This is a genomic window from Martelella sp. K41-7, assembly GCF_055808365.1.
Map to the genome: position 1 here is coordinate 2,210,995 of NZ_CM147867.1, position 24,914 is coordinate 2,235,908.

The 24,914-nt window shown below is 58.9% G+C and carries 32 protein-coding genes; 13 read left to right on the plus strand and 19 right to left on the minus strand.

Translation table 11 applies throughout. The annotated features are described in order from the left end of the window. Positions 1-16: 16 nt before the first annotated feature. Positions 17-619: a YqgE/AlgH family protein gene (locus tag AC0L7L_RS10440; protein WP_272211841.1), complete on the minus strand. Its 603-nt coding sequence runs from the start codon at positions 617-619 to the stop codon at positions 17-19. Between the two features lie 144 nt (positions 620-763). Here AC0L7L_RS10440 and AC0L7L_RS10445 point away from each other — a divergent pair, with 144 nt between their 5' ends. From AC0L7L_RS10445 to AC0L7L_RS10455, 3 genes are all read left to right on the plus strand, one after another. Continuing rightward, positions 764-1,597: a protein-disulfide reductase DsbD domain-containing protein gene (locus tag AC0L7L_RS10445; protein WP_473508891.1), complete on the plus strand. Its 834-nt coding sequence runs from the start codon at positions 764-766 to the stop codon at positions 1,595-1,597. 54 nt (positions 1,598-1,651) lie between these two features. Then, entirely contained in the window at positions 1,652-2,137 is a 486-nt protein-coding gene (locus AC0L7L_RS10450) for a peroxiredoxin (RefSeq protein ID WP_272211843.1), read from the plus strand. 128 nt (positions 2,138-2,265) lie between these two features. Then, entirely contained in the window at positions 2,266-3,366 is a 1,101-nt protein-coding gene (locus AC0L7L_RS10455; RefSeq protein WP_272211844.1) for a hypothetical protein, read from the plus strand. A gap of 4 nt (positions 3,367-3,370) precedes the next feature. Here AC0L7L_RS10455 and AC0L7L_RS10460 read toward each other — a convergent pair whose 3' ends face one another. The 14 genes from AC0L7L_RS10460 to coxB form a co-directional block, all read right to left on the minus strand. After that, entirely contained in the window at positions 3,371-3,679 is a 309-nt protein-coding gene (locus tag AC0L7L_RS10460; RefSeq protein ID WP_473508894.1) for a Dabb family protein, read from the minus strand. Positions 3,680-3,714: 35 nt separating this feature from the next. Then, positions 3,715-4,158 (minus strand): ribonuclease HI, encoded by a 444-nt coding sequence (gene rnhA, locus AC0L7L_RS10465; RefSeq protein WP_473508897.1) that lies wholly within the window; start codon positions 4,156-4,158, stop codon positions 3,715-3,717. Continuing rightward, positions 4,159-5,121 (minus strand): homoserine kinase, encoded by a 963-nt coding sequence (locus tag AC0L7L_RS10470; protein WP_272211846.1) that lies wholly within the window; start codon positions 5,119-5,121, stop codon positions 4,159-4,161. It lies immediately after the preceding gene. 93 nt (positions 5,122-5,214) lie between these two features. Then, positions 5,215-6,210: a 4-hydroxy-3-methylbut-2-enyl diphosphate reductase gene (gene ispH / locus AC0L7L_RS10475; RefSeq protein ID WP_473513881.1), complete on the minus strand. Its 996-nt coding sequence runs from the start codon at positions 6,208-6,210 to the stop codon at positions 5,215-5,217. 20 nt (positions 6,211-6,230) lie between these two features. Beyond that, entirely contained in the window at positions 6,231-6,758 is a 528-nt protein-coding gene (locus AC0L7L_RS10480; protein ID WP_272211848.1) for a mismatch-specific DNA-glycosylase, read from the minus strand. Next, positions 6,751-7,500: an SURF1 family protein gene (locus tag AC0L7L_RS10485; protein WP_473508899.1), complete on the minus strand. Its 750-nt coding sequence runs from the start codon at positions 7,498-7,500 to the stop codon at positions 6,751-6,753. The genes AC0L7L_RS10480 and AC0L7L_RS10485 overlap by 8 nt, the downstream gene beginning before the upstream one ends. Then, positions 7,478-7,870, minus strand: coding sequence for a DUF983 domain-containing protein (locus tag AC0L7L_RS10490; RefSeq protein ID WP_272211850.1), 393 nt, complete (start codon positions 7,868-7,870; stop codon positions 7,478-7,480). Before AC0L7L_RS10490 ends, AC0L7L_RS10485 begins: the two co-directional genes overlap by 23 nt. 39 nt (positions 7,871-7,909) lie before the next feature. Then, positions 7,910-8,188 (minus strand): GNAT family N-acetyltransferase, encoded by a 279-nt coding sequence (locus AC0L7L_RS10495; RefSeq protein WP_473513883.1) that lies wholly within the window; start codon positions 8,186-8,188, stop codon positions 7,910-7,912. Between the two features lie 63 nt (positions 8,189-8,251). After that, the gene (locus tag AC0L7L_RS10500; RefSeq protein WP_272211852.1) at positions 8,252-9,136 is read right to left on the minus strand and encodes a cytochrome c oxidase subunit 3; all 885 of its coding nucleotides are present in this window, start codon (positions 9,134-9,136) and stop codon (positions 8,252-8,254) included. A 96-nt stretch (positions 9,137-9,232) separates the two neighbouring features. After that, complete coding sequence (locus AC0L7L_RS10505; protein WP_272211853.1) at positions 9,233-9,832, minus strand: cytochrome c oxidase assembly protein; 600 nt, start codon at positions 9,830-9,832, stop codon at positions 9,233-9,235. A 13-nt stretch (positions 9,833-9,845) separates the two neighbouring features. Then, positions 9,846-9,980: a hypothetical protein gene (locus AC0L7L_RS10510; protein ID WP_272211854.1), complete on the minus strand. Its 135-nt coding sequence runs from the start codon at positions 9,978-9,980 to the stop codon at positions 9,846-9,848. Between the two features lie 7 nt (positions 9,981-9,987). Then, positions 9,988-10,923 carry a heme o synthase gene (locus AC0L7L_RS10515; RefSeq protein ID WP_272211855.1) on the minus strand — a complete coding sequence of 312 codons (936 nt, stop codon included), beginning with the start codon at positions 10,921-10,923 and terminating at the stop codon, positions 9,988-9,990. A gap of 93 nt (positions 10,924-11,016) precedes the next feature. Next, positions 11,017-12,672: a cytochrome c oxidase subunit I gene (gene ctaD, locus AC0L7L_RS10520; RefSeq protein ID WP_473508902.1), complete on the minus strand. Its 1,656-nt coding sequence runs from the start codon at positions 12,670-12,672 to the stop codon at positions 11,017-11,019. 16 nt (positions 12,673-12,688) lie between these two features. Next, positions 12,689-13,582 carry a cytochrome c oxidase subunit II gene (gene coxB, locus AC0L7L_RS10525; protein WP_473508904.1) on the minus strand — a complete coding sequence of 298 codons (894 nt, stop codon included), beginning with the start codon at positions 13,580-13,582 and terminating at the stop codon, positions 12,689-12,691. Between the two features lie 359 nt (positions 13,583-13,941). On the opposite strand from coxB, the gene AC0L7L_RS10530 reads away from it, so the two are divergent. The 3 genes from AC0L7L_RS10530 to AC0L7L_RS10540 all read left to right on the plus strand — a co-directional run bounded on the left by AC0L7L_RS10530 (position 13,942) and on the right by AC0L7L_RS10540 (position 16,565). Beyond that, a complete protein-coding gene (locus tag AC0L7L_RS10530) occupies positions 13,942-14,535 on the plus strand; it encodes an invasion associated locus B family protein (protein ID WP_272211859.1) in 594 nt (197 codons plus the stop codon). Between the two features lie 60 nt (positions 14,536-14,595). Continuing rightward, positions 14,596-16,014: a metalloprotease TldD gene (gene tldD / locus AC0L7L_RS10535; protein ID WP_473508906.1), complete on the plus strand. Its 1,419-nt coding sequence runs from the start codon at positions 14,596-14,598 to the stop codon at positions 16,012-16,014. A gap of 68 nt (positions 16,015-16,082) precedes the next feature. Further along, complete coding sequence (locus AC0L7L_RS10540) at positions 16,083-16,565, plus strand: GNAT family N-acetyltransferase (protein WP_272211862.1); 483 nt, start codon at positions 16,083-16,085, stop codon at positions 16,563-16,565. 10 nt (positions 16,566-16,575) lie between these two features. Here AC0L7L_RS10540 and AC0L7L_RS10545 read toward each other — a convergent pair whose 3' ends face one another. Both AC0L7L_RS10545 and pdxH read right to left on the minus strand, forming a co-directional pair. Next, entirely contained in the window at positions 16,576-17,046 is a 471-nt protein-coding gene (locus AC0L7L_RS10545; protein WP_473508908.1) for a heme-degrading domain-containing protein, read from the minus strand. A 34-nt stretch (positions 17,047-17,080) separates the two neighbouring features. Beyond that, the gene (gene pdxH, locus AC0L7L_RS10550; RefSeq protein WP_473508910.1) at positions 17,081-17,701 is read right to left on the minus strand and encodes a pyridoxamine 5'-phosphate oxidase; all 621 of its coding nucleotides are present in this window, start codon (positions 17,699-17,701) and stop codon (positions 17,081-17,083) included. 258 nt (positions 17,702-17,959) lie between these two features. Here pdxH and fabI point away from each other — a divergent pair, with 258 nt between their 5' ends. From fabI to aroC, 3 genes are all read left to right on the plus strand, one after another. Beyond that, on the plus strand, positions 17,960-18,778 hold the full coding sequence (gene fabI, locus AC0L7L_RS10555) for an enoyl-ACP reductase FabI (RefSeq protein WP_473508912.1): 819 nt from the start codon (positions 17,960-17,962) through the stop codon (positions 18,776-18,778). 181 nt (positions 18,779-18,959) lie between these two features. After that, entirely contained in the window at positions 18,960-19,553 is a 594-nt protein-coding gene (locus tag AC0L7L_RS10560; protein ID WP_473508914.1) for a histidine phosphatase family protein, read from the plus strand. A gap of 71 nt (positions 19,554-19,624) precedes the next feature. Then, positions 19,625-20,722, plus strand: coding sequence for a chorismate synthase (gene aroC / locus AC0L7L_RS10565; protein WP_272211869.1), 1,098 nt, complete (start codon positions 19,625-19,627; stop codon positions 20,720-20,722). Positions 20,723-20,790: 68 nt separating this feature from the next. Here aroC and AC0L7L_RS10570 read toward each other — a convergent pair whose 3' ends face one another. Beyond that, a complete protein-coding gene (locus tag AC0L7L_RS10570) occupies positions 20,791-21,990 on the minus strand; it encodes a winged helix-turn-helix domain-containing protein (protein WP_473508916.1) in 1,200 nt (399 codons plus the stop codon). A 116-nt stretch (positions 21,991-22,106) separates the two neighbouring features. Here AC0L7L_RS10570 and AC0L7L_RS10575 point away from each other — a divergent pair, with 116 nt between their 5' ends. Genes AC0L7L_RS10575 through AC0L7L_RS10585 form a run of 3 tightly spaced genes read left to right on the plus strand, consistent with a single transcriptional unit; the run spans position 22,107 to position 23,967 of the window. Further along, positions 22,107-22,784, plus strand: a complete 678-nt coding sequence (locus AC0L7L_RS10575; protein ID WP_272211871.1) for an energy-coupling factor ABC transporter ATP-binding protein — start codon at positions 22,107-22,109, stop codon at positions 22,782-22,784. Beyond that, positions 22,784-23,407, plus strand: coding sequence for an energy-coupling factor transporter transmembrane component T family protein (locus AC0L7L_RS10580; protein WP_473508918.1), 624 nt, complete (start codon positions 22,784-22,786; stop codon positions 23,405-23,407). The genes AC0L7L_RS10575 and AC0L7L_RS10580 overlap by 1 nt, the downstream gene beginning before the upstream one ends. Further along, complete coding sequence (locus AC0L7L_RS10585) at positions 23,404-23,967, plus strand: biotin transporter BioY (RefSeq protein ID WP_272211874.1); 564 nt, start codon at positions 23,404-23,406, stop codon at positions 23,965-23,967. Before AC0L7L_RS10580 ends, AC0L7L_RS10585 begins: the two co-directional genes overlap by 4 nt. Before the next feature lie 5 nt (positions 23,968-23,972). Here AC0L7L_RS10585 and AC0L7L_RS10590 read toward each other — a convergent pair whose 3' ends face one another. After that, the gene (locus AC0L7L_RS10590) at positions 23,973-24,371 is read right to left on the minus strand and encodes an acyl-CoA thioesterase (RefSeq protein WP_272211875.1); all 399 of its coding nucleotides are present in this window, start codon (positions 24,369-24,371) and stop codon (positions 23,973-23,975) included. A gap of 280 nt (positions 24,372-24,651) precedes the next feature. On the opposite strand from AC0L7L_RS10590, the gene AC0L7L_RS10595 reads away from it, so the two are divergent. Next, positions 24,652-24,906: an exodeoxyribonuclease VII small subunit gene (locus AC0L7L_RS10595; RefSeq protein WP_473508920.1), complete on the plus strand. Its 255-nt coding sequence runs from the start codon at positions 24,652-24,654 to the stop codon at positions 24,904-24,906. The last annotated feature ends 8 nt before the right edge of the window (positions 24,907-24,914 follow it).

A 24,914-nucleotide genomic window follows, 5' to 3' on the forward strand; every position in this document is an offset into this window, starting at 1 on the left:
ATGGCGCGGAATTGTTTCAGGCGTGCCCGACATTGGAAGAAAGCGATGATGGACGAACACCCATGGAAAAGAGCGCGCGCTCATACTTGCTGTCGAGATCACGATCGAACAGCAATTCCTCGATCGCCGGACAGGTCAGCCAGTCATTATTGGCGATCTCGCTCTCAAGCTGGCCCGGTGCCCACCCTGCATAACCGAGCAACAATGTGGCTTTTCCCGGCCCGTTGCCGGATGCAACAGAACGCAACACATCCAGTGTGCCCGTCATAAACAGATCATCGGTGATAGGAATGCTTCCGTCGCCGGCGTAATCGTCCGAATGCAGGACAAAGCCACGACCAGGCTCGACTGGCCCGCCGCAAAGGACCGGAAAACCGCCGATCTCCGGGGCGGTGAAATCCGGCTGGTCTTCATCCACGATTTTGAGCTGCTCCAGCACCTCGGGAAAGGTGACCGACTGGGCACGATTGATAACGAACCCCATCGCCCCCTCATCGGAATGGGCACAGATATAGATCACGCTGCGCTCAAAATCGCTTTCTGCAAGTTGTGGCATCGCGATCAGAAACTGGCCATCGAATGGGCCGCGCTCACGCTCCGTTATCAGGTTCTCAAACAAGTCGGCCTCCAGCAAAGTGTTTGCGCCGCTTACAAAAAATGATCGTAGGCCTTACCCGGGCATGAGGCAAGGTCACGCAATGTTCAATTCAAATTGTCCGAAAACGGCATGAACTACATAGCGGCGCGCACGCGTCTGGGTTAAATGTCTGGCCATGAAACCAAGGACAAAAAAACATCCATCGCCGCCCTTGTGCTGGCGACGGCCTGCACAACCGCAGGACAGGCCCTTGCAGCCGCCACCCCGTGGGTTGAAGACACCGGCGGGCGCATGCGCGTCATTGTGACCCCGCCTTCAGACGATGGCACCATCCTGGCAGCGCTTCAGGTGGAGCCCGAAGAAGGCTTCATCACTTATTGGCGCGAGCCGGGTGAAAGCGGAATTCCGCCGCAGATTACCATTTCCGGTACAGCAGAAGCGCATCTGCAGGCCATTGAATACCCGGTGCCTGAACGGCTCAGGATCGCGGAGATGACCGATATGGGCTATGACGGCCCGGTAACCTTCCCACTTCTGCTGAAGGCTGATCCCGGTGTTCTGCCGGCTTTGAGCGTCACGGCCTTCATTGGCCTCTGCAAGGATATCTGCATCCCCTTCCAGGCACATTTCGACATTCCGGCTGAAGCTGCATCATTTGCCGAAACCCCTGTCGACAAGGCAATCATGGCGGTAGCCCGCACGACGCTTCCCGAACAACCCTCGGACGATTTTCGTGTCGACGGCGCGGTGCTGACCGGAAACGGTATCCGGATTGTTCTGAAGCTTCCCGGAGAACCGGCCCAAAACGAAATCACCCTTGCGAACAGCAACGGTTACATCATCGAGGCACCGGCGGGACAATCGATGGACGGACACTATGTCATCGATATCCCGCTTTCAGACCTGCCCGTAGATGCCGATCCGTTGGAGGGGGACTGGCTGCTTCTGGCCAAATCAGGCGGCCGTGCCATGGAAACTTCGCTTGTCATGTCGCCATAGCGACCCTAAGTCTTCCTTACGTCTTTTGATCGAAAGCAAAAAAAGGATTTCAAAATGCCGATTGCCAAGGGAGAAAACCTGCCTTCCGCCACCTTCATGGAGCTGACGGAAAACGGGCCGGAGAAAGTTTCGAGCGATGAATTCTTTAAGTCGAAGCGGGTTGTACTGTTCGCCGTGCCGGGTGCATTCACGCCGACCTGCTCGATCAACCACCTGCCGACCTACCTGGAAAACCGGGATGCGTTCCTCGCGCGCGGCGTCGACGAGATAGCGGTTGTGGCCGTCAACGACCCGTTCGTCATGGGCGGCTGGGCCAAGGCCACGGGCGGCGAAGGCAAGATCCGGTACCTATCTGACCCTGATGGCGCGTTCGCCAAGGTTCTCGATCTGGAACTCGACCTTTCCGGCGCCGGGCTCGGAATGCGCTCGCAGCGCTATTCCATGCTGGTGAATGACGGGGTCATCGAAGAGCTCAATATCGAGGATAACTCCGGTGAGGCGACGGTCTCGGCCGCAGCCACCATTCTCGGCCAGCTCTGATTTTCTGCCGGGTCGGATCTAGTCTTCGGCCCGGCGCAATAGCGCTCATCCCCTGCCCGCCAAAGCTTGCCGGCTATTTCACTTGGGGGGCGAACTGATTTAAAATGCAGCAAACGGGGATGGCTGCAATGAGGCTTGAGGCTTGGAAATCGGTTCGCGGGCTCGTCACGGCAGCGATCATCGCGATCCTTGTAATAACGACCCCTTTTGTCGTGCCCAACGGCATCAGCGCGGCCAGACTTATCGGCGCTTATGACGACCCCGTCGCAATCACCGAATATCGTCTTGATCGCCTTCCTCCTGAGCAATACGAGGTCGCAATCCTTGAGGCACTTGCGGGTGAGGACCCTGACCTTGCGGCAAGCATTCTGGCGCTGGCCGACAGTCGCGGCATTCGCATAGATGGCGCTTTGCGCGACAGGACCGAGGTCGCAGTTTCCAACCAAAACAGCATCGGCAATCAACTGTCAGACCTGTTTGAAGGCGCCCTGACCGGCCGCCCCGACAGCGCGGCCGGTCTTGTCGGAGCAATCGTCACCGACCTGACAACGGTCGGTGATGTTCGTGACATCATCATCGAAGGCGGTGCCTATCTTTCCGGCGAAGACTACGACCCGTTCATCCTCGGCATTTCCGTGGCCGGTCTCGGCATTACCGGCGCTGTCATTCTCTCGGCAGGCTCTGCGACAACGGCGAAGGTCGGCACCAGTGCGCTCAAGGCGGCGGGAAAGGCCGGTGCGTTGACAGCGCCGCTCAGGCGATCCTTCACGCGGCTTTCGCGTCAGGCGGTCAACGCACCGGCGCTGCGCACCGCCGTCCCCATGCTCAAACGCGGCAATGTCCCGGCTGCAAGCCGTGCGCTGTCTTCGTCCCTGAACGCCAAGCCGCTGATGCGCATACAGGATGCAGCAGCCAATGTCGGGACCGTGATGACCAAGCAAGGCCTTCGTGCGGGAACGGACATGCTGAAGGTGGCGGACACCCCTGCTGACCTCACCAGGCTCGGCAAGCTGTCGGCACGCGTCGGCAAGCACTTCCGCGCGATCCTTTTCCTTCTGGGGTCCGGCGCGGTGACGCTCACCGGCCTTTTTCTGACAGCGGCAGGCTGGACTGCATCATTTGCCGTCTGGTTTGCAGGAGCGGCCTATTTCGGCTTTCGCCTGCTACGCTTGGGATGGCGGATCGCACTTTTGCCGCTTGGCAGGTTGCTCGTCCGCCTGGTGGCCTGAGCCCTCAGACCTTCATGTCAAAAACCAGAATACCAGACATTCCGCCAGCGGCGGCCGCCACGATTTCTCCGGCCACGGCCTTGTGGTCGGGATGCTCGAGATAGACATCACGCGCAGCTGCATTCTCGAACGTCACCACAAAACCGTCTGCATAACCGCTGTCGAGGCCTTCCGGCGAAACGTTCGGGCCAGCCTTCACATCGACAATGCCGTCGATGATCCCCTTGAGGGCGGTAATCCCGGTAAAGATCGCTTCTTTTTCGGAGGCCGTGACCTCCTGTCTAAAACGTATGAAAACACAGTGCAAGATCATCTTCGTCCTCCAGGAAGGCGACTGGGCTTTCGCACCTAGCGCCCCTTTTTATAGGGTTCCATCCCCTGACGCGCCAGTTCATCGGCGCGTTCATTTCCTTCGTGGCCGGCATGGCCCTTCACCCAGTGAAGCGTCACGTCGTGGCGATTGCGCTCGTCTTCGAGCATCTGCCAGAGCTCGACATTCTTGACCGGTTTCTTCGCGGCGGTTTTCCAGCCGTTCTTCTTCCAGCCATGGATCCATTTGCCGATCCCGTCTTTCACATAGACGCTATCGGTATAAAGCGAAACCGTGCAAGGCTGTTTCAGCGCTTTCAGTGCTTCGATAGCCGCCATCAGTTCCATGCGGTTGTTGGTGGTCAGCTGTTCGCCGCCCGAAAGTTCGCGCTCCGTGTCGCCATAGCGCAGCACCGCACCCCAGCCGCCGGGGCCGGGATTACCCGAACAGGCCCCGTCGGTAAAAATCTCGACATTCTTCATTTACGACAGCCCGTATTCGCCGGCACTTTTGACCGAGCGGTGGAAGCGGAGATAGCGCAGATATTCCAGAGGGTCCTTCTTGACCACCAGCGCGCCTTCCGGCGTCGTCAACCAGTCGTAAAGCCGGGTCAGGAAAAACCGCAGCGCCGAACCGCGCGCCAGCAGCGGCAGCGCCTCGATTTCTGCATCGCTTAAGCGACGCACACTCTGATAGCCCTCGATCAGTGCCCGAGCCTTGGTGACGTTGAAAGCGCCGTCCTTTTCAAAGCACCAGGCATTGAGGCAGATTGCCAGATCATAAGCCAGAAAATCATTGCAGGCGAAATAGAAGTCGATCAGACCGGAAAGTCCGTCACCGATGAAAAATACGTTGTCGGGGAACAGATCGGCATGGATGACACCTTCCGGCAGATCCACCGGCCAGCAATCTTCAAGCAGCGCCAGCTCCTCGGTGATCTCGCCTTCAAGGCCCGGCAGAACCTCATCTGCGCGGAAGGCAGACTTGTCCCAGAGGTTGACCCAGCCTTTCAGCGAAAGAGCGTTCTCGCGGCGGATTGCAAAATCCTGTCCGGCAATGTGCAACCGGGCGAGCGCCGCACCAAGCTCCCGGCAATGGCGCGCCTCTGGTTTGCGGAGCCACATGCCCTCGAGAAACGAGATCAATGCGGCCGGACGATCGCACAGCCGCCCGTAAAGCGCGCCGTCGGTGCGTGGCAACGGCAGCGGGCAGGAAATGCCACGCTCGGACAGATGCTGCATCAGACCGAGATAAAACGGCAGATCATTCTCATCAACACGCCTTTCGTAAAGCGTGAGGATCAGCGGAAAACGGTCCGTGTGAAGCAGGAAATTCGAGTTCTCGACACCCTCGGCAATGCCCTTGAAGGACAAAAGCGTTCCAGTGTCATAGGCCTGAAGGAAGTCCTTCAGCTCAACCTCGTTAATGTCGGTATAGACGGCCAATGCAAATCCTCGATGGAAAAACTGCTGCTGGTTTTCACGATGGCCGCGTCGCTGTCAAGCAGGCGATAGCAGCTTCGCCTGACGCTTGAGCTCCTACCGCCCGTTCACAAACGCCATATCCTCAACCGTCAGCTCGACATCGCGCAGTTCGCGGTTGACCAGGAAATGTTCGTTTTCAATGGCGGTTTCAGCAAGTTCCACCGTCGCCGCAAAGCGCGCGCGGAACGCTTCGATGATCTCGTTGACCACCACTTCAGGGGCGGAAGCGCCCGCTGAAATACCGAGCGTGCCGATCGTCCCGATCGCTTCGAAATCAAGCTCGGAGGCGCGCTGGACAAGCATGGCGCGTTTGGCGCCGGCGCGGCTTGCGACCTCCACAAGACGCTTCGAATTGGAGGAATTCGGCGCGCCGACGATGATGAAAAGATCGCAGCCGGGTGCAGCAGCAGAAACCGCCTCCTGCCGGTTGGTGGTCGCATAGCAGATCGAATCGGCGGACGGCGCGGTCAGATTCGGGAAACGCTCCCTGAGCTTGGCAATAACCTCCGCGGTATCCTGCACCGAAAGTGTCGTCTGGGTCACATAGCCGAGATTATCCGGATCGGCAGGTTCATACTCTTCGGCATCTTCCACCGTCTCGACCAGCGACACCGCGCCTTCCGGCAATTGTCCCATCGTGCCGATGACTTCCGGGTGCCCGGCATGGCCGATCAGCACCACATGGCGGCCAAGGCGTTCGTGACGCATGGCCTGCTTGTGCACCTTGGAAACCAGCGGGCATGTGGCGTCGAGGTAAAACAGGTTACGGCTTTCCGCATCGGCAGGCACAGATTTCGGCACGCCGTGGGCAGAAAACACCACCGGCTGATCGCGGTGCGCCGCGGGAATTTCATCAAGCTCCTCGACAAAAATCGCGCCCATGGCCTCCAGGCCCTCGACCACATAGCGATTGTGGACGATCTCGTGGCGCACATAGACAGGCGCGCCATAGCGCTTCAGCGCCAGCACCACGATCTGGATGGCGCGGTCTACACCAGCGCAAAAGCCGCGCGGTCCGCACAGACGGATGGAAAGTGGGCTGTTGCTCATGTCCGGCTCTTTCGTGTTCGTCATTCCGTCGCCTTGTGATGCTCGCTCCAAGATGGGTTTTCGGCGCGGCAAATCAACTCCGGCAACTGATACCAATGATGTCGGTCCTTTGTCCAATGCGCGTTGGCGCCGGATGTGGATGGCAGCGCGACAACCGGTATATCGCCGATGCCGACCGGCTGTAGGCCGCAGCGCACCTGTTTGTCGGCATAGAATATCCGCGCGGCCGTCAGGCTGGTGAAGGCCACAAGTTTCGGGCGGTATTGCTGCATTTTCTCCCGAAAGCCGTCAGGGTCGAAATGCTTTTCCGTCAACACCCGGTCCATGCCGCTTTCAATCTGATTGAGATCGGTGAGGCCGATGCCGTAATCGAGCAGCCTGCGGAAATCTGAAGGGGTAAAACGCTCCGGCGTCAAACCGCTCTCATGAAGCACGCGGTAAAACCGGTTCGACGGATTGGCGTAAAACGAGCCGGTGCGGGCGGAAATCGTGCCCTTGGCGGTTCCGCAAAAGACAATGTCGAGACCCGGCGCCAGAAGGTCAATCATCCCGTCGTCGTCCTTTGAAGACGAGAACGGCAACGCCGATCGCCAGCACCGCCGCCAGACCGTACCAGGTAATGGCATATTGCAGATGATTGTTCGGAAACGAGATCCGGGTAACGCCGCCGGCCGGCAGGCCGCCGGGATTGGGCGCATCATCGGCATCGATGAAGAAGGAAAGCACCTTTTCCCGGTCGAGACCGGCGGAAGCCGTCATGGCATCGATATCTTTCCAGTAGAAGATATTCTGCGCCAGATCGTTTTCGGGCACCAGAAAAGATGGCTTTTGCGAAAGGCGCTCACGGGCAAGCCCGGTCACCGTCACAGCGCCGCCCACCTGCCCCTCGCCCCGCGTCTCCGCTGCCTTCATGTCGAAGGGTACGAAGCCACGGTTGACCAGAACGGCACGCTCGTCTGCAAGCCGCAGCGGCGTATAAACATAGTAACCCGACTGGCCTTCGAAGGTTGCGAAGAAGTGCCGCTCGCCGCGATGTTCAAACTGACCGGTCACCGTCACCGGACGATATTCGATATTGGTTCCTTGCGCCGACAATGCCTCGATTTCGGCCAGCGAAACCGGAGGTTCCTGAAGACGGGCATCGACGGTGGCCAGCAGGTTTTCTTTCCAGTGCAGCCGGCTGACCTGCCAGTTTCCGAGCAGGATAAGGCAGACAAAGGCCGCAAGCGCCAGAATGAGGCCGATGACGCTGGCAGGCGACAGGCGCTTAGGCATCGTCGGAGCGGTCAATCACGCCTTCGGCGGCGCTGTGGCGGTATTGGAGGCCGATCAGTACGCCCTTGAAGGCCCTGAGCGCACCGAGAGACAGCGCGATGGTGACCGGCACCCAGATGATCGCATGCACCCAGAGCGGCGGCGAATAGGTGATTTCGGACCACAGCACCAGCGCAATCACAAGAAAACCAACGGCGAACATCACGAAAACGGCCGGTCCGTCGCCGGAATCAGCAAATGCATAGCTCAGGCCGCAACTTTTACATTCGGGCCTCAACGCCAGAAAGCCATCGAAAAGTCGGCCCTCCCCGCAACGCGGGCATCGCCCGGTAAGCCCCGACATCAAGAGATTGACGTGTTTATGCGTGTGATCGTCTTGTGACATGGACTTGCTCGTCGTCGCCGGAGCACAGCGCGACGCCTCTTACTGAATGACATCCTGCCATTCTTCGTGACGCATGCTGAGCGCCTTGAAGAAAGGGCAGAGCGGAATGATTTTCCAGCCGCCCTCACGGGCCGCCGCCACCGCATGTTCGGCAAGCGCCTGCCCCGCCCCCTTGCCGCGCAGCGCATCGGGCACACCGGTATGATCAACGATGACCAAGCTGTCGGATGCCCGCGAATAGGTCATCTCGGCCTCATGACCGTCCAGCACTTTGAAATAACGGCCACCCGAAGCGGTCTTTTCTTCCCGAATATCGATAACGCGGCCTCATGAGGAGGTCGGCCTCCGCTGTTCTTTCAAGCGACGGCCGGGATTGAACAATCAGTGGCCGGTTTCGGCAAGCGGCGCGCCCCAGCCGCCCCAGATATAGATCGTGAAGAACAGGAACAGCCACACGACATCGACGAAATGCCAGTACCAGGCGGCCGCCTCGAAGCCGAAATGTTGCTTTGGCGTGAACGCGCCACGCGAAGCCCGCACAAGGCAAACGATCAGGAAGATGGTGCCGACAATCACATGAAAACCATGGAAGCCCGTCGCCATGAAGAATGTTGATCCATAGATCGAGTCTTTGAATGCAAACGGCGCTTCGTAATATTCGTAGGCCTGAACGGCAGAGAACAGAATGCCGAGGACAATCGTCAGTGACAAGCCCTGGATCATGCCCTTGCGGTCACCATGCAGCAGCGCGTGATGCGCCCAGGTCAGCGTCGTGCCGGACAGCAGCAGAATAACGGTGTTATAAAGCGGAAAATGCCAGGGATCGACAACAGCGATGCCTTCCGGCGGCCAGGTCCCGCCCGTCGCCACGACGCGCGAAGCCTGAATTGCCTCGCCGGTGAACAGGCTGGCATCGAAGAAGGCCCAGAACCAGGCAACGAAGAACATCACCTCGGAGGCGATGAACATGATCATGCCGTAGCGCAGATGCAGCGAAACCACCGGCGTGTGATGGCCCTCCTGCCCCTCCTTGATCGTATCCGACCACCAGCCGTGAAGCACGTAGAGAACAACGACCAGTCCGATCAGAAACAGCCAGGGCTGCGCCAGATCCAGCCCCAGCATCGTGAACGAGCCGCCGCTCAGATAGCGCATATAGCCGACACCGCCAAAAGCCATCAGGAAAACACCGATGGATGCGACCAGCGGCCAGGGGCTCGGGTCGATGATATGGTAGTCGTGATTTTTGTGTTGCGTTTCCGCCATTGGTGGTCCCCGTTTCCTCTCCCTCGCAGCATAAGGGCCGAAATTGCTGCGTTAATCAATCCCCGCGGATGACAATCCGCAAATCATAAGGCCGGCTCAGCTCTTGGTGTCGGCAGCCTTTAGGTTCAGCGCAGCGGCCTCTGCTGCGGCGGGCTTCTCATGCTCGAAAAATGTGTAGGACAAGGTCAGCACCCTGATGTCCTTCGTCTCTTCGGCGTCGACGATGGCCGGATCGACGAAGAAGACAACCGGCATTTCAAGGGTCTCACCCGGCGGAAGCGTCGTATCGGTAAAACAGAAGCATTCGACCTTGTTGAAATAGGCCCCCGCCTGCAGCGGCGTCACATTGAAGATCGCCTGACCGTTGATCGGTTCGCTTGATTTGTTGCGCGCGGTAAACATGACCTGCACCGTCTCACCGATCTTCGGTGAAACAGATGCCTGCATCGGCTTGAACTCCCAATCAAGCCCCGGCGCGACATTGGCGTCGAACGTGACCTTGATGGTCTTGTCGAGAATGGTGTTGGAATATTGCTCAACACGCTGAGCAGTGCCGTTATAGCCGGTCACCTGACAGAAGATGCGGTAAAGCGGCACGGCGGCAAAGCTCATGCCGGTCATGCCGACCACGAAGACAAGACACATCGCCACAACGGCACCGTTGTTGCGCGGCTTCTGTCTGCTCTCCTCCGTCATGCTTGCTGCCTCCTCAGACCGATCCGAACTTGATCATGGTGATGATGTAGAAAAGCACGACAAGGCCGAACAACACCGCGCCGAGCGCGACGTTGCGTCCACGCCGGGCCTTTCTCTGCTTTTCCGTGAGCTTGACTGTATCGATCATGATCACCTCAGCCGAACATCATGAAAAAGGCGCGATCGGCAATCAGCGCCGCGAAGATCGCAAACAGATAGAAAATCGAGAAGCCGAACATCTTCTTCGCAGGCACCATCCGTTCATCACCCTCTGGCATCGCCCTGACCTTCAGCGAGGCATAAACGAAACAGGCGCCCATGGCTCCGGCGAAAACCGCGTAGACCGGGCTTGCAAGACCGGTCAAGGCCGGTGCAACGCCTGCAATCGCGGTCAGCACCGCATAAACCACCATCTGGTTCTTGGTCGATTTCTCACCAGCGACATTCGGCATCATCGGGATACCGACATCGGCATAGTCGCGCATCTTGAACAGCGCCAGAGCCCAGAAATGCGGCGGGGTCCACAGGAAGGTGATCGAAAACAGAATGACGCTGTCAAGTGAGATACCGCCGGTGACAGCAGCCCAGCCAACCATCGGCGGAAACGCACCGGCAGCGCCACCGATCACGATGTTCTGTGGCGTCGAGCGCTTCAGCCACATGGTGTAGAAGACGGCGTAATAAAGGATGGTGAAGGCCAGCAGCCCGGCGGAAAACCAGTTGACCGCAAGACCGAGCGTTGCCACCGAAAAACAGGACAGCGCAATGCCAAAAGCGAGCGCTTCCTGACGGTCGATACGGCCGCTCGGAATGGGCCGTTTCGCCGTGCGCGACATGATGGCGTCGATGTCGGCATCGTACCACATGTTGAGAGCGCCGGCCGCCCCCGCACCTGTGGCAATGCACAGGATCGCGATCGCTCCCATGACCGGGTTGATCGGGCCGGGCGCCAGGAAGAGCCCGGCAAAAGCGGTAAACACCACCAGCGACATCACCGTTGGCTTCAAAAGCGCGAAATAATCACGCGCTGTTGCTTCCGAAAGTCCGATATCAGAATGCGCAAGGGCGGTTTCGCTGTCCAATACTGTCATGTTCTGCTCAGTCTTTCAGTTCTAGAGAAAAGTCCGCGCGCCCTTCGTTCCAAGCGCGGGCGCGCGACCTTATTCTGGATCACAGGCGCGCAATCAGCGCACACGCGGCAGTTCCGACCACTGGTGATAGGGCGGCGGTGAGGACAGCTGCCATTCGAGCGTGGTCGCGCCCGGCCCCCATGGATTGTCACCGGCAACCCGCTTCTTGGAAAAGGCCTCGAAGATCCCATAAAGGAAAACGAGAACCCCGATGGCCGAAATATAGGAGCCGTAGGACGACACCGCATTCCAACCGGCAAAGGCATCCGGATAATCAATGTAACGGCGCGGCATGCCCGAAAGCCCCAGGAAGTGCTGCGGGAAGAACACCAGATTCACGCCGATGAACATCACCCAGAAATGGGTGATCGCCACCCGCTCGCTATACATGTAACCGGTGATCTTCGGGAACCAGTAGTACCAGCCGGCGAAGATCCCGAACACGGCGCCAAGCGACAGCACGTAGTGGAAGTGGGCCACGACGTAATAGGTGTCGTGGAACGACCGGTCGAGGCCGGCATTGGCAAGCTGAACACCGGTGACGCCGCCGACGGTGAACAGGAAGATAAAGCCGATCGCCCAGACCATTGGCGCCTTGAAGGTGATCGACCCGCCCCACATGGTGGCAATCCACGAGAAGATCTTCACGCCCGTCGGCACCGCGATCACCATGGTGGCGAACACGAAGTAGCGCTGCGTGTCGAGCGACAGGCCGACCGTATACATATGGTGCGCCCAGACGATGAAGCCGACGGCGCCGATCGCGACCATGGCATAGGCCATGCCGAGATAGCCGAACACCGGTTTCTTCGAGAAGGTCGAGATGATGTGGCTGACGATGCCGAAGGCCGGCAGGATCAGGATGTAGACTTCCGGATGACCGAAGAACCAGAACAGGTGCTGGTACAGGATCGGGTCTCCGCCGCCTTCGGGCGAGAAGAACGCCGTACCGAAATTACGGTCCGTCAGCAGCATGGTGATGCCGCCCGCCAGAACCGGCAGCGACAACAGCAGCAGGAAGGCGGTGACGAGAACCGACCAGGCGAACAGCGGCATCTTATGCAGCGTCATCCCCGGCGCACGCATGTTCAAAATGGTGGTGATGAAGTTGATCGCGCCGAGGATCGAGGAAATACCAGCCACATGCAGCGCAAAAATCGCCAGATCCACCGCTGGCCCCGGCATGCCGGTTGACGAGAAGGGCGGATAGAGCGTCCAACCGCCGCCAACGCCATTCGACCCTGCCGGCCCTTCCACAAACATGGACATCAGCAGAAGCAGGAAGGCGGGAACGATCAGCCAGAAGGAGATATTGTTCAAACGCGGAAACGCCATGTCGGGCGCGCCGATCATGATCGGGATCATCCAGTTGGCAAAACCGCCGATCAGCGCCGGCATCACCATGAAGAAGATCATGATCAGCCCGTGCGCCGTCGTGAATACGTTATAAAGATGCTTGCCCTGATCGACGGCGGCAGCACCTGCATCGCCGTAGACCATGGAGGCAAGGCCATTGAAGATCTGGATACCGGGCTCCTGCAGTTCCATGCGCATGGCAACGGAAAGCGCGCCACCGATGATGCCCGCACAGATGGCGAAGATCAGGTAGAGCGTGCCGATATCCTTGTGATTGGTCGACAGAAACCAGCGGGCGAAAAAGCCGGGCTTATGGTCGTCGTCGTGAGCGGTGTGAATGCCTGCTTCGGCCATGATCGTCTCCTCCCCCTTAGTCGTTGTCAGCGAGCAGAACGGCGTCGTCGCCCTGCTTTGCGTTGTCGATGCTGGCCATCAGCGCTTGATTGGCGGCTTCCACATCACTTGCGGCAGATGCCTGCCAGGTGGCGAACTGCTCGGCAGAAACCGCGCGGATCGCAATCGGCATGAAGGCATGGTCCTTGCCGCAGAGCTCGGAACACTGGCCATAGTAAATACCTTCGGCATCGGCCTTGAACCAGGTCTCGTTGAGACGGCCGGGAATGGCGTCGATCTTGAGGCCGAAGGCCGGCATGGCGAAGGAATGGATAACATCCGTAGGCGCTGCCGTGACCAGAAGACGGACGGTCTCTCCGACAGGAACCACCATCTCGTTGTCAACGGCCAGAAGGCGCGGATAGACGGCTTTGTCTTCCTTGCCGTATTCGGCGCGCTGATCTTCCGTCAGCATGTAGGAGGAATAGGAAATCTCGCCATCTTCGATTTCCGGGTAGTCATAGCTCCAAAGCCACTGCGTCGCTGTTGCCTTGATCGTCAGCTTCGGGTCTTCCGGCATGGTCAGCTGAGCAGTCAGAAGGTTGAATGACGGAATGGCCAGAAACAGGAGGATGAGCACCGGCGCGACAGTCCAGACCACCTCGATCATGGTGTTATGGCTGGTGCGCGATGCTTCCGGATTTTTCGACGCCCTGAAGCGCACCATCACGGTAATCAGCAGTGCCAGAACGAAAAGCACGATCGGCACGATAAACCAGAGCGTATACTGCTCGAACCAGCGAATCTGATGCATGATCGGCGAAGCTGCCGGCTGCATGCCCATTTCCCACGGCTGCGGCTGCGCGGCAAAGGCGCTGCCAGTCCCCGCAAGACAGATAAGAGCTGCCATGCATGCTCTGGTCTTGTTCATCACGTTGAATTCTCCCTCCATCGTTTGACCGTGGTCAAACCGGACCCTTACCAAGAACGCTATATGGCATAAAGGCCTGATGCGTATTTAAGGCCATGATAACATCTGTTTGCGCTGGCGCACTCCCTGCTGATGCTGCGCCGAGCAGTCAGTGTGCCTGTTTTTCTCCCTCAGTCACAATTATGCCATAGCATTTGCCGATTTGAAGCGTCAAATTGTCTCATGCGGTCTTAATACATTCCGAAATTTCTTTTCGGGTTTGCCATACGGGGTCAGCCTGAAACGTTGAAAATTTCTTTTGAAACCTGCAAAACCGCTTCATAAGACAACGCCATTCAGTTCATGCAGGATTCCGTACCATGCCTTCTTTCTCCGCAAACGTCCTGTCGGCCGTCAGTTCCACTGCAATAAAGCTTGCGCTTGCGGCCGCGCTGATTGCGCCTGCCGCCATAAATGCAAGCGCCCAGGACAGCACCGCGCCGCAGACCGGCGAGAACATTCAGCTCGGCGGCGAGCAGGACCCGACGATGGTGCGCGCGAATCACGGAGCCTGGTCGATGATCTGCGACCAGCCGCCCGGCGCCAGTCTCGAACAATGTGCGTTGATGCAAAACGTGATCGCCGATGACCGCCCGGAAATCGGCCTGTCCATTGCCGTATTGAAAACGGCCGACCGTCAGGCAACGCTGCTGCGCATTCTCTCTCCGCTTGGCGTGTTCCTGCCCGAGGGCATGGGACTTTTCGTCGACGGAGTGAACATCGGCAAAGCCTCGTTCTCGCGCTGCTATCTCGACGGCTGCTATGTCGAGGTCGACCTCGACGACGACCTGATGAACATCATGCGCGTCGGTTCGGAGGCTGTATTCACGCTGAACTTCTCCGTCGATCAGGACACGATTGGCATTCCAGTGGACCTGACCGGCTTTGGCGAGGGCTTTGACGCTCTGCCCTGATATCGCGCCTTTTTCTTTCCTATATAGGCGTTGAAACAAGACATAAGGACGGAAGCCAGAATGACGGACCGCGACCTCATCAGCCATTTCGATGCAGACGAAACCACGATCCGCAACATTGTTTCGGACACGCTCCACGGCGCCGATGATGGCGAACTCTATGTCGAATACAGCCAGAACGAATCACTGACCTTCGATGACGGCAGGCTGAAAAGCGGTTCGTTCAACACCGGCCATGGTTTCGGCCTGCGTGCGGTGGCCGGAGAGGCCAGCGGCTTTGCGCATGCGGGAGAATTGTCGCTCAGTGCGCTCAAACGCGCGGCTTCTACTGCCAAGGCCGTGACTTCCGGCTATACGGGCACCTATGCCGAGCCGCCGCGCGGCACCAACACGCGGCTTTATTCCGAAGACAATCCGATCGGCGCACCGAGTTTCGAGGAAAAAGTCAGGCTGCTTGGTGAGATCGACGCCTATCTGCGCGAGCGCGATCCACGCGTGCGTCAAGTTTCGGCGTCGCTCGCCGCCAGCCATCAGGTTGTCGATATCCTGCGGGCGGATGGCTACCGCATCGGCGATGTACGCCCGATGACGCGGCTCAACATCTCCGTCATCGTCGGCGAAGGTGATCGCCAGGAGACCGGCTCCTTCGGCATTGGCGGCCGGGAGAGTTTTGCCGATCTGTTCGCACGTCAGGACTGGCAATCGGGTGCCGAAGAAGCGCTGCGCAAGGCCTTCGTGAACCTTGAAGCCATCGAGGCGCCCGCCGGCACCATGGATGTGGTGCTCGGCAACGGCTGGCCGGGCGTTATGATCCACGAGGCCGTTGGCCATGGGCTTGAGGGCGATTTCAACCGAAAGGGATTGTCTGCCTTTTCAGGGCTGGTCGGCGAGATGGTCGCATCCCCCGGCGTCACCATTGTCGACGATGGCACGATTGCCAATCGTCGCGGCTCGATTTCTATCGACGACGAGGGAACCCCGTCCGGCTACAACGTGCTGATCAAAAACGGTCGGCTAACCGGCTACATGCAGGACCGCATGAACGCCCGGCTAATGGGGGTTGCCCCAACTGGAAACGGCCGTCGTGAGTCGTATTCGGACCTGCCAATGCCGCGCATGACCAACACCTATATGCTTGCCGGCGACAAGACCAAGGAAGAAATCATCGGCTCGGTGAAGAAGGGCATTTACGCTGTCACCTTTGGCGGCGGCCAGGTCGATATCACCTCCGGCCAGTTCGTGTTCTCCTGCACCGAGGCCTACATGATCGAGAACGGCAAGGTCGGCGCGCCGATCAAGGGCGCGATGCTGATCGGCAACGGCCCGGATGCGATGAAGCGGGTTTCCATGGTCGGCAATGACCTCGCGCTCGACAACGGCATCGGCAATTGTGGCAAGGCCGGACAATGGGTGCCGGTTGGCGTCGGTCAGCCACATCTGAGGCTTGATCAGGTCACCGTTGGCGGCACACAAGCTTAGCGGATTCTTTACCGCTCTCTGTTTTTGTTGTGCGCATGTATTGCGTACCCCAAACTTCGAGCACGGTCATGAGCGAAGCCTCGTTTGCCATCCGCCCCTTCGAGACGGAAGACAATGCGCGGCTGACCGATATCTGGTATGCGGCCTCGCGCCTCTCGCATCCCTTCCTGCCGGAGGATCTGCTTCTCCGGCAACGCCTTGAAATCTCTGAAAAATACTTACCCCAAACGGAAACCTGGGTCGCGGTCGGAGATCACGGCCCTCTCGGCTTCATAGGCTTGATGGATCAGTTCATCGGCGGGCTTTTTGTGGCACCGGAAAGTCAGGGAGCGGGGATAGGCGGCATGTTGCTTCGCCATGCCTTCGACCTGAAAGGCAAGCTGGCGCTCGAAGTTTATGCCGCCAACCAGCGCGCAGTCGCTTTTTACCGCCGCCACGGTTTTTGCGGCGTTCGCCGCCGCGAAACCGACGATAACGGCCTGCCGCATCCGCTGATCCTGATGCAGAAGCCCTGCCCCACTGCAAAGCGCAGCGTGCCAACCGGGATTTGATGCCGATTTCTCAGCCCTTCAGCAACTCTTCCAGCACCGTCACGATCAATCCGTGATCATCGGCGCTTGCAAGCCCTGACACGGTGATGGCTGCGAAGACGCCGGTGCCCGTGATACGCACCGGAAAACTGCCGCCGTGATCGGCGAAATCCCTGATATCGAGACCGATTTCCGGACCGATCGTGCGGCCCTTGCGCCTGTGTTCCAGCTCGATCCCATAGGATGAGCGATGGAAATGGAAGACAACATTGGATTTGCGCCGCGCCCACATGTCGTTGTCGGGCGCAGACCCTGGCAGGGCAGCGTGAAACAGCGTGCGATTTGGCGTGCGGATGTTGATCACCACCGGTGAATCATGCGCAATTGCCCTGCCAACAAGCCGCTGACCGAGATCCCAGGCATCATCCTCGCTGAAGCTGCGGAACACCAGTCGCTCTTCCTGGGCCACAACTTCTTTTTCCTTATCGCCGATATCGCTCATCCTGCCCTCCCATTGCGCAAAAGTCCGGTCTGTTTCATGGATACATCCTGACCTTATGCCACCCGCCTGCGGGCTCATCCCGGCGAAACTCAATCCGATCGTGAAGGCGGAACTTTCCATCACGCCAGAACTCAATCGAAATCGGCTTCAGACGAAAACCCGACCAATATTCAGGGCGGGGCACTTCACCAACACCATATTTCGCAGTGTATTGAGCCACGGCCTTTTCCAGCGCAAACCGGCTTTCAAGCGCGCGCGACTGTTTCGACGCCCAGGCGCCGATACGGCTGCCGCGCGGACGTGACTGGAAATAGGCATCGGCTTCTGCTTCCGAAACAACTTCGACCGGGCCGCGTAGCCGAACCTGGCGGCGCAGCGACTTCCAGTGAAAGCACATCGCCGCCTTCGGTTGGCCGAGCAACTCCCGGCCCTTCTGACTTTCAAAATTGGTGTAAAACACGAAGCCGCTGACATCGAAGCCCTTCATCAGCACCATGCGCACATTCGGCAGGCCGTCCTCGTCCACCGTGGCAACAGCAACGGCAGAAGGGTCATTGGGCTCGCTTGCCTCGGCATCCTTCAGCCATTTGCCAAAGAGCGCGAAAGGATCATTTTCGGCCGTAAAATCGTGGGGGGTCTCGTTTGACTGGGACATGGTAAAGTCTCCCGCTTCGCACCGGGCAGGTGCGTTTCATTCCGCATCCCGCACACAACCGAAACAAGTAATTCGCCACCTTGCTTGCCGAAAAGGCATTTCAGGCACCCGGCCAAGGGCCGGTCAGGGCATTTTGCAAGGGCTTGGCAATACCCTTTTCGGAAGTTAAAGCGGGTCCAGCACGGTTCTGATTGCTTGAACCGTATTGCTGCCTATGCCATAGGCAGAAACGAAGAGAGTTGCAAGGAGCATCGACACATGGCTGAAGCAAAAGGCCTCATGAAAGGCAAACGCGGCATTATTCTCGGTGTTGCCAACAACCGATCGATCGCATGGGGCATTGCCAAAGCATGTCATGAAGCAGGCGCCGAAATCGCACTCACCTGGCAGGGCGATAACCTCAAAAAACGCGTCGAACCGCTGGCCAAAGAATTGAACGCACTGATGGCCGGCCATTGCGATGTGACCGATCCTGACAGCGTCGAGGACGTGTTCAAAACGCTTGAGCAGGAATGGGGTAAGATCGACTTCGTCGTGCACGCAATCGCCTTTTCCGACAAGGACGAACTGACCGGGCGCTATCTCGACACTTCACGCGAGAATTTCAGCAAATCCATGGACATTTCGGTCTATTCCTTCACCGCCATCGCCCGGCGCGCGGAACAGATCATGAATGAAGGCGGATCGATGATCACGCTGACCTATTACGGTGCGGAAAAGGTGATGCCGCATTACAACGTCATGGGTGTCGCCAAGGCCGCTCTCGAGGCCAGCGTGCGCTACATGTCGGTCGACCTCGGCGGCCGTGGTATCCGCGTGAACGCCATATCGGCCGGGCCGATCAAGACGCTCGCCGGCTCCGCTATCGGCGATTTCCGCTATATTCTGAAGTGGAACGAATACAACTCTCCGCTGAAGCGCAATGTCACCATCGACGAAGTCGGCAATACCGCACTGTTCCTCCTTTCCGACCTTTCAACCTCTGTTACCGGTGAGGTTCTGCATGCCGATTCTGGCTATCATGTGGTCGGCATGAAGGCAGTCGACGCCCCTGACATTTCGGTGGTCAAAGACTGATTTTTAGACGGCGCGGGTCCAATCCGCGCCGTTTTTGTTTGCGCAGCCCGATGGCGAACTTCACCTTCCGGGCTATTTTCGGCCCTTTGGCGGCCCTCGGCTGACCAAAACATGTGCAAAACCATTCCAGCGATTTGAATTTTCGCTTCATCCTTTAACGAAAATTGAACGGTATAAAACAGTGCTGATTTACGCCATTCGTCACGGACAGACCGACTGGAACGCCGAATACCGGCTTCAGGGCCAGAAGGACATTCCCCTGAACGACACCGGTCGTGGTCAGGCCAACAACAACGGCGCAGTACTGGGAGAGATCCTGGGGGACCAAGCCCGGCTCTACGATTTTGTCGCAAGCCCGCTTTCACGCACCCGTGAGACCATGGAACGGGCCCGCGCCGCCATGGGGCTGACGCCCGAACTCTACCGCACCGACGATCGGCTTAAGGAACTCTCCTTTGGTGACTGGGAAGGCCAGACATTGGAAGAGGTCGGCACATTCGCACCAGAGCTTGTGCATGAACGCGAGAAGGACAAATGGGCCTTTGTGCCGCCGGGTGACGATGCGGAAAGCTACGAAATCCTGTCCTGGCGCATCGGCGCCTGGCTGAAGGATGTGGTTGGCCCCACTGTCTGCGTCTGCCATGGCGGCGTGATCCGTACGCTGTTCCGCATTGTCGCCGGCATTTCGACGGCAGAAGCCGCCGAGCTTGCCATTCCGCAGGACAGTGTTTTGCGCATCGATCCGGCGGACGGAACGATCGGCTGGATTGACTGAAACGGTTCTGCCTTTCCCTGACCCATCAATTGCGATAGAGCGAAGCCGCGAAACGACGGCAGAGGTATTTCATGTCGCATAATACATTCGGACATCTTTTCCGCGTCACCACCTGGGGCGAGAGCCACGGCCCGGCCCTTGGCTGCGTCATTGACGGCTGCCCGCCCGGCATTTCCTTCGAGCTTGCAGATATCCAGAAACATCTCGACCGGCGCAAACCCGGCCAGTCGCGCTTTGTCACCCAGCGCCGCGAGGCCGATGCGGTGAAAGTGCTTTCCGGTGTCCTGCCGCAGGAAGACGGCCGCACCTATATCACCACCGGCACGCCGATTTCGCTGATGATCGAAAACACCGATCAGCGTTCCAAGGATTACGGCGAGATCGCCCGCCAGTACCGTCCCGGACACGCCGACTATACCTATGACGTCAAATACGGGCTGCGCGACTATCGCGGCGGCGGACGCTCTTCGGCCCGCGAGACCGCGGCGCGCGTTGCCGCAGGCGCGATTGCACGCATTATCTTACCGGATGTCACCTATCGCGGCGCCCTGGTCCAGATCGGCAAGCACAAGATCAATCGCGACAACTGGGACTGGTCTGAAATCGACAATAATCCATTCTTCTGCCCGGATGCCGAAATGGTGCCGATCTGGGAACGATATCTCGATGATATCCGTAAAGCCGGATCTTCCGTCGGTGCGATTATCGAAGTCGTTGCCGAACGCGTTCCCGCAGGTCTCGGCGCACCGATCTACAGCAAGCTTGATCAGGATATCGCCTCCGGGCTGATGTCGATCAACGCGGTCAAGGGCGTCGAGATCGGCGAAGGTTTCAACGCCGCCGAACTGACCGGTGAGGAAAATGCCGATGAAATGCGGACCGGCAATGACGGCCAACCGCATTTCCTGTCGAACCATGCCGGCGGTATTCTCGGAGGAATTTCGACCGGTGAGCCGATCGTCGCCCGTTTCGCGATCAAGCCGACCTCCTCGATCCTGACCCCGCGCCAGTCGATCGATCAGGACGGAAAGGATGTGGAGCTGAGAACCAAGGGCCGCCACGACCCCTGTGTCGGCATCCGGGCCGTGCCCATCGGCGAAGCGATGCTGGCCTGCACCATTGCTGACCACTATCTGCGCGACCGTGGCCAGACCGGTCGTCTCGACTGAATTGGTCAGTCAAGACTGCACTTCACCTCGGCTTCGTTTTAGCCGGGGTGAATATTATCGGGCCAAAACTATAGCCGCGTTTCCCGCCAGCCAGGCAGGTATTCCACCCGTTCCACACCGGTGAAACGGGCGAGACGCTGGAGCTCGGCATCAAGTTTTTCCAGGCGTCCTGCAGCCGCCCGAACACCCGGTTCAAGCCAGAGTTTTCTGACGTCGAGCGTTGCGCGTTTGCGATCCGCCTTCATGTCAATGCGTCCGATCAGCCTTGCGCCTTCCAGAAGCGGAAACACATAATAGCCGTATTGCCGCTTCGGCTCCGGGACGAACACCTCGATCCGATAGAAGAACCCGAACAGCCGTTCGGCCCGTGCCCGGTCGCGCAGAAGCGGATCGAAGGGACTCAAGACCCGCACACGCCCCGGCGGCTCCGGCACATCGGCAAGGGTGCCGGCCTCTTCGGCCAGCGCAAAGGCGGTGCGCGGGCGCCCCGGTTCCACGGTCTCGATCATCACCTCTTCCAGACTGTCGCGGTTTTGCTCGACCCAGGTCTTCACCTCCTGCGGCTTGACGATGTCGAAGAAGGCGGCAATCTCGCCCGAAGTGGCAAAACCCAGACGCTCGAGCGCAGACCGGCAGGCCCAGTCGACAAATTCAGCGTGGCCGACCTCGCCAAGGCGATGGTGATCCGGGATCACCCGTTCGGACAGATCATAGGCCTTCTGGAAATTGACGCGATGGCATATGGCGATGCGACCGGTGCGCCAGTGATATTCCAGCGCGGTCTTGGCCGGATGCCAGTTCCACCAACCGCCAGAAACATGGTCGTCCTGTTTCAGGTCACGAGAAAACAGCGGCCCGCTTTCTTTGACTGCGGCGTAGGTTTCCTCGAACACAGCCTCGAAACCGCTGCCCTGCCATTTGCGCCAGCGTTCGACAAGCCGCGCTTCCTCCCGGCGGAAACGGTGCTTCCAGTAAGGATAATACCGCACGGGAATCAGCGAGGCATCATGGGTCCAGTGCTCGAAAAGCCCGCGATCCTGTTCGAGAAGCGCTGCCAGATGCGCGCGCCGGTAAGTCTGGTTGCGGGAAAAAAGAATAAGGTCATGGGCCCGCTCGACAGTCCGGATCGAGTCGACCTGTACAAAGCCAATCTTTTCAATCAGCGACAGCAGACCGGCCTTGTCCATCGCCCGGCCAGGCGGAGCGGAAAGTCCTTGGCGGGCAAGGAAGATGCGGCGTGCATCAGTGTTCGCGATCATTTTTGCCATGGACGGATGTTAGGGCGATTCGGACAAAATAAGAACATCTAAGCCTTTCGAAACCGCTCATTGATGCCTATAAGAGGATGGCTTGACGCCGGGGCAGCAAAAAACCGGGGACGCATTTGAAAATCGAATTTCTGGAAGCCGAAGTCACCTTCGAAGGTCGCACGGCGCTTCATCCACTGAAACTGGACCTGACCGGCCGGCGCGTCGGCATCATCGGACTGAACGGTTCCGGCAAGACCACCTTTGCGCGGCTGATCAATGGGCTGACCAAGCCAACCAAAGGCAGCGTGAGCGTCAATGGCCGCGACACCGTCACAGAGGCCGAGGCTGTCAACGCCGATGCCGGGTTCGTGTTCCAGTCGCCGCAAAACCAGATCATCCTGCCGATCCTGAAAGACGATATCGAGCTTGGGCTGAAAGCGCGCGGCGTGGCAAAGGCCGACCTTGCTGCCCGTACCGAAGAAGCGCTTTCACGACTGGGCATCGCGCATCTTGCCAAGCGCCGCGCGCATGAGCTTTCGGGCGGTGAACTTCAGCTTGCCGCCCTTGCGACGGTGCTTGCCACCCGCCCCTCGCTGGTAATTCTGGATGAGCCGACCAACCAGCTCGACCTCCAGAACCGCAGACGCGTTGCCGAAACCATTGATGCGCTCAACGAGGATGTGATCGCAATCTCGCACGACCTGACGGTACTCGCTTCCTTTGAACGTGTGCTGCTATTCCATGATGGGCGTGTTGTCGGAGACGGTCCGGCCGATGATGTCATCCACCAGTACGAGGCGATGAACCGCTGATGCAGTCTCTTTATGTCGAAGGCAATACATTCCTGCACCGGCTGGCACCGAGCCTGAAACTCGGCGGACTGATCGTCTTCAGCATTGCTCTGTTCCTGACCGGAAATCTCATCGTTCTCGGCGCGCTGCTTGCCGTTTCGGTCACCCTCTATTTTTTGTTGCCGCTGAAACCGCGCCAGGCGTTTGCGCGTCTTGTGCCCATCGGCGCGGCAATTCTTCTGGTTGGCGGCTTCAACCTGATCTTCAATCCCTGGCTGGTGGCGGCCCTTTCCGTCCTTAGGCTATCGGCACTGATGTTTCTGGCCGCCGCCATTACCGCTTCCACGCCGGTTCCGGCCTTCATCGACACCGTCACTCGCTGGGCCATGCCGCTTGAACGCGCGGGCCTTCTGCGCGCCGCCGATATCGGCCTTGCAATCGGGCTTGTCATCCGCTTTGTGCCGGATATTTTGTCACGTTATGGTGCCATCCGCGATGCACACCGCGCGCGCGGCATTCGCTTCAGGCCGGCTGGCGCCATTGTCCCGCTGATCATCTTGACCTTGCGGGATGCCGACAGTATCGCCGATGCGATCGACGCCCGCGGCATTCGAGGCGGGCCACTAGAAAGGAAGACGAAATGACCTCACGCGACCTGGTTCTGGTATCGCTGTTCACGGCCATCATCGTGGCGCTCGGCATTCTGCCGCCCATCCCGATCGCCTTTATTCCTGTGCCGATAACGGCGCAGACGCTCGGTGTCATGCTGGCCGGTCTCATCCTTGGCCGCAAACGCGGCGCAGCGGCGGTTCTGCTGCTGTTCGTGCTGGTTGCCATCGGCCTTCCGGTGCTTTCGGGCGGTCGCGGCGGCCTTGGCGCCTTTGTAGCACCGACAGCCGGGTTCCTGATCGGCTGGCTTCCCGCAGCCTATATCTCAGGCGGGCTGGCCGAGATGTACGCAGATACCGAAAGCCCGCTGCGCCAGACATTCGGCTTTTTCATTGCCGCAGCCATGGGTGGTATCGTGGTGGTCTATTTCTTCGGGATCGCCTGGCTGGCGTTCGGCGTGGGCCTCGGTGTTTCGAAGGCGGTTGGCGGAACACTGGCTTTCGTGCCCGGAGACCTGATCAAGGCCGGGCTTGCGGCCATTGCCGGTCGGGCGGTGATGCTGGGCTATCCGCTGCTGCCGAGAAAATCGGCCTGATTTTCCTAGTCCAGGAAAGAATAGAGCCAGTCCCGCGTAGCCTCGGGCAGCGGGGCGGGCTCGCCACTGTCCTTGTTGACGGCAGTCCACAGAAGTTCGACATCTGCGGCAATCTCGTTTCCGGCCTGAACGGCGACGTTGAAGCCGATTGATTTGCCCCCGATTTTTGCCGCCCGCACGATCAGCCGTGCCAGTTCGTCATTTCGCAGGCCTCGGTAATAGGTGCAGCCGACCTTGCGCACGACATAGGACGGCTCATTCTTCACCTCCGGCCGGTAACGCCAGAAACGCGCAAGCGCCTCTTCCGCGTGCTCGATATAGGCGGCAGTGTGCATCCGCCCATGCATATCGATATCCCGGTAGGGAACGCGGAGTTCAGTTTGCTCCGGATGCCTGTCGTCCATCGGTCACACCTTCCCGGCCGCACTGCCTTTTCCTCGGCGAACGGCCCGCTACGCAACACGTGTCTCAGGGTCTCCCGCAATCGGGGATACCTCTGCGTTCTATAGAGCCTTTCCACATCAAATGCCATGATGCGGTGCTCGAATGGTTAGCGCCTTGCAATCCGCGCTTCAAAGCCCAGACTTCAAGGTTGCTTGCAATCGCGCCAGTTGGCACTACCTTGCCTGAACCGCCATGGCACGATAAGTGCGGGCGATGATGGAAAATTCAAGGGGCAGAACCATGACCGATCAGGCAAAGCCGACTGCCGTTTCCGAGCTGACCTTCGAGCGCGCCGTCGATGAGCTCGAGCGGATCGTCGCACGGCTTGAGCGCGGCGACGTGGCTCTGGATGAGTCGATTGCCATTTATGCACGTGGCGAGGAGCTCAAGAAGCATTGCGAAAAGCTGTTGAACGCAGCCGAGGCGCGTGTCGAAAAAATCCGGCTCGACCGTGAGGGCAAGCCGGCTGGAACCGAGCCGCTCGATCAGGCCTGACAATGAGC

What these genes read in the sequence shown, in the direction of transcription:
- AC0L7L_RS10540 (WP_272211862.1), top strand. Translation starts at nt 16,083, where the DNA reads ATGAGCGAAGCCTCGTTTGCCATCCGCCCCTTCGAGACGGAAGACAAT.
- AC0L7L_RS10585 (WP_272211874.1), top strand. Translation starts at nt 23,404, where the DNA reads ATGACCTCACGCGACCTGGTTCTGGTATCGCTGTTCACGGCCATCATC.
- AC0L7L_RS10570 (WP_473508916.1), bottom strand. Translation starts at nt 21,990, where the DNA reads ATGGCAAAAATGATCGCGAACACTGATGCACGCCGCATCTTCCTTGCC.
- rnhA (WP_473508897.1), bottom strand. Translation starts at nt 4,158, where the DNA reads ATGAAGAATGTCGAGATTTTTACCGACGGGGCCTGTTCGGGTAATCCC.
- aroC (WP_272211869.1), top strand. Translation starts at nt 19,625, where the DNA reads ATGTCGCATAATACATTCGGACATCTTTTCCGCGTCACCACCTGGGGC.
- AC0L7L_RS10460 (WP_473508894.1), bottom strand. Translation starts at nt 3,679, where the DNA reads ATGATCTTGCACTGTGTTTTCATACGTTTTAGACAGGAGGTCACGGCC.
- AC0L7L_RS10545 (WP_473508908.1), bottom strand. Translation starts at nt 17,046, where the DNA reads ATGAGCGATATCGGCGATAAGGAAAAAGAAGTTGTGGCCCAGGAAGAG.
- AC0L7L_RS10595 (WP_473508920.1), top strand. Translation starts at nt 24,652, where the DNA reads ATGACCGATCAGGCAAAGCCGACTGCCGTTTCCGAGCTGACCTTCGAG.
- AC0L7L_RS10480 (WP_272211848.1), bottom strand. Translation starts at nt 6,758, where the DNA reads ATGATTGACCTTCTGGCGCCGGGTCTCGACATTGTCTTTTGCGGAACC.
- AC0L7L_RS10490 (WP_272211850.1), bottom strand. Translation starts at nt 7,870, where the DNA reads ATGTCACAAGACGATCACACGCATAAACACGTCAATCTCTTGATGTCG.
- ctaD (WP_473508902.1), bottom strand. Translation starts at nt 12,672, where the DNA reads ATGGCCGAAGCAGGCATTCACACCGCTCACGACGACGACCATAAGCCC.
- fabI (WP_473508912.1), top strand. Translation starts at nt 17,960, where the DNA reads ATGGCTGAAGCAAAAGGCCTCATGAAAGGCAAACGCGGCATTATTCTC.
- tldD (WP_473508906.1), top strand. Translation starts at nt 14,596, where the DNA reads ATGACGGACCGCGACCTCATCAGCCATTTCGATGCAGACGAAACCACG.
- AC0L7L_RS10515 (WP_272211855.1), bottom strand. Translation starts at nt 10,923, where the DNA reads ATGACAGTATTGGACAGCGAAACCGCCCTTGCGCATTCTGATATCGGA.
- AC0L7L_RS10455 (WP_272211844.1), top strand. Translation starts at nt 2,266, where the DNA reads ATGAGGCTTGAGGCTTGGAAATCGGTTCGCGGGCTCGTCACGGCAGCG.
- AC0L7L_RS10505 (WP_272211853.1), bottom strand. Translation starts at nt 9,832, where the DNA reads ATGACGGAGGAGAGCAGACAGAAGCCGCGCAACAACGGTGCCGTTGTG.
- AC0L7L_RS10580 (WP_473508918.1), top strand. Translation starts at nt 22,784, where the DNA reads ATGCAGTCTCTTTATGTCGAAGGCAATACATTCCTGCACCGGCTGGCA.
- AC0L7L_RS10510 (WP_272211854.1), bottom strand. Translation starts at nt 9,980, where the DNA reads ATGATCGATACAGTCAAGCTCACGGAAAAGCAGAGAAAGGCCCGGCGT.
- AC0L7L_RS10450 (WP_272211843.1), top strand. Translation starts at nt 1,652, where the DNA reads ATGCCGATTGCCAAGGGAGAAAACCTGCCTTCCGCCACCTTCATGGAG.
- AC0L7L_RS10530 (WP_272211859.1), top strand. Translation starts at nt 13,942, where the DNA reads ATGCCTTCTTTCTCCGCAAACGTCCTGTCGGCCGTCAGTTCCACTGCA.
- AC0L7L_RS10500 (WP_272211852.1), bottom strand. Translation starts at nt 9,136, where the DNA reads ATGGCGGAAACGCAACACAAAAATCACGACTACCATATCATCGACCCG.
- pdxH (WP_473508910.1), bottom strand. Translation starts at nt 17,701, where the DNA reads ATGTCCCAGTCAAACGAGACCCCCCACGATTTTACGGCCGAAAATGAT.
- ispH (WP_473513881.1), bottom strand. Translation starts at nt 6,210, where the DNA reads ATGAGCAACAGCCCACTTTCCATCCGTCTGTGCGGACCGCGCGGCTTT.
- AC0L7L_RS10590 (WP_272211875.1), bottom strand. Translation starts at nt 24,371, where the DNA reads ATGGACGACAGGCATCCGGAGCAAACTGAACTCCGCGTTCCCTACCGG.
- coxB (WP_473508904.1), bottom strand. Translation starts at nt 13,582, where the DNA reads ATGAACAAGACCAGAGCATGCATGGCAGCTCTTATCTGTCTTGCGGGG.
- AC0L7L_RS10445 (WP_473508891.1), top strand. Translation starts at nt 764, where the DNA reads ATGTCTGGCCATGAAACCAAGGACAAAAAAACATCCATCGCCGCCCTT.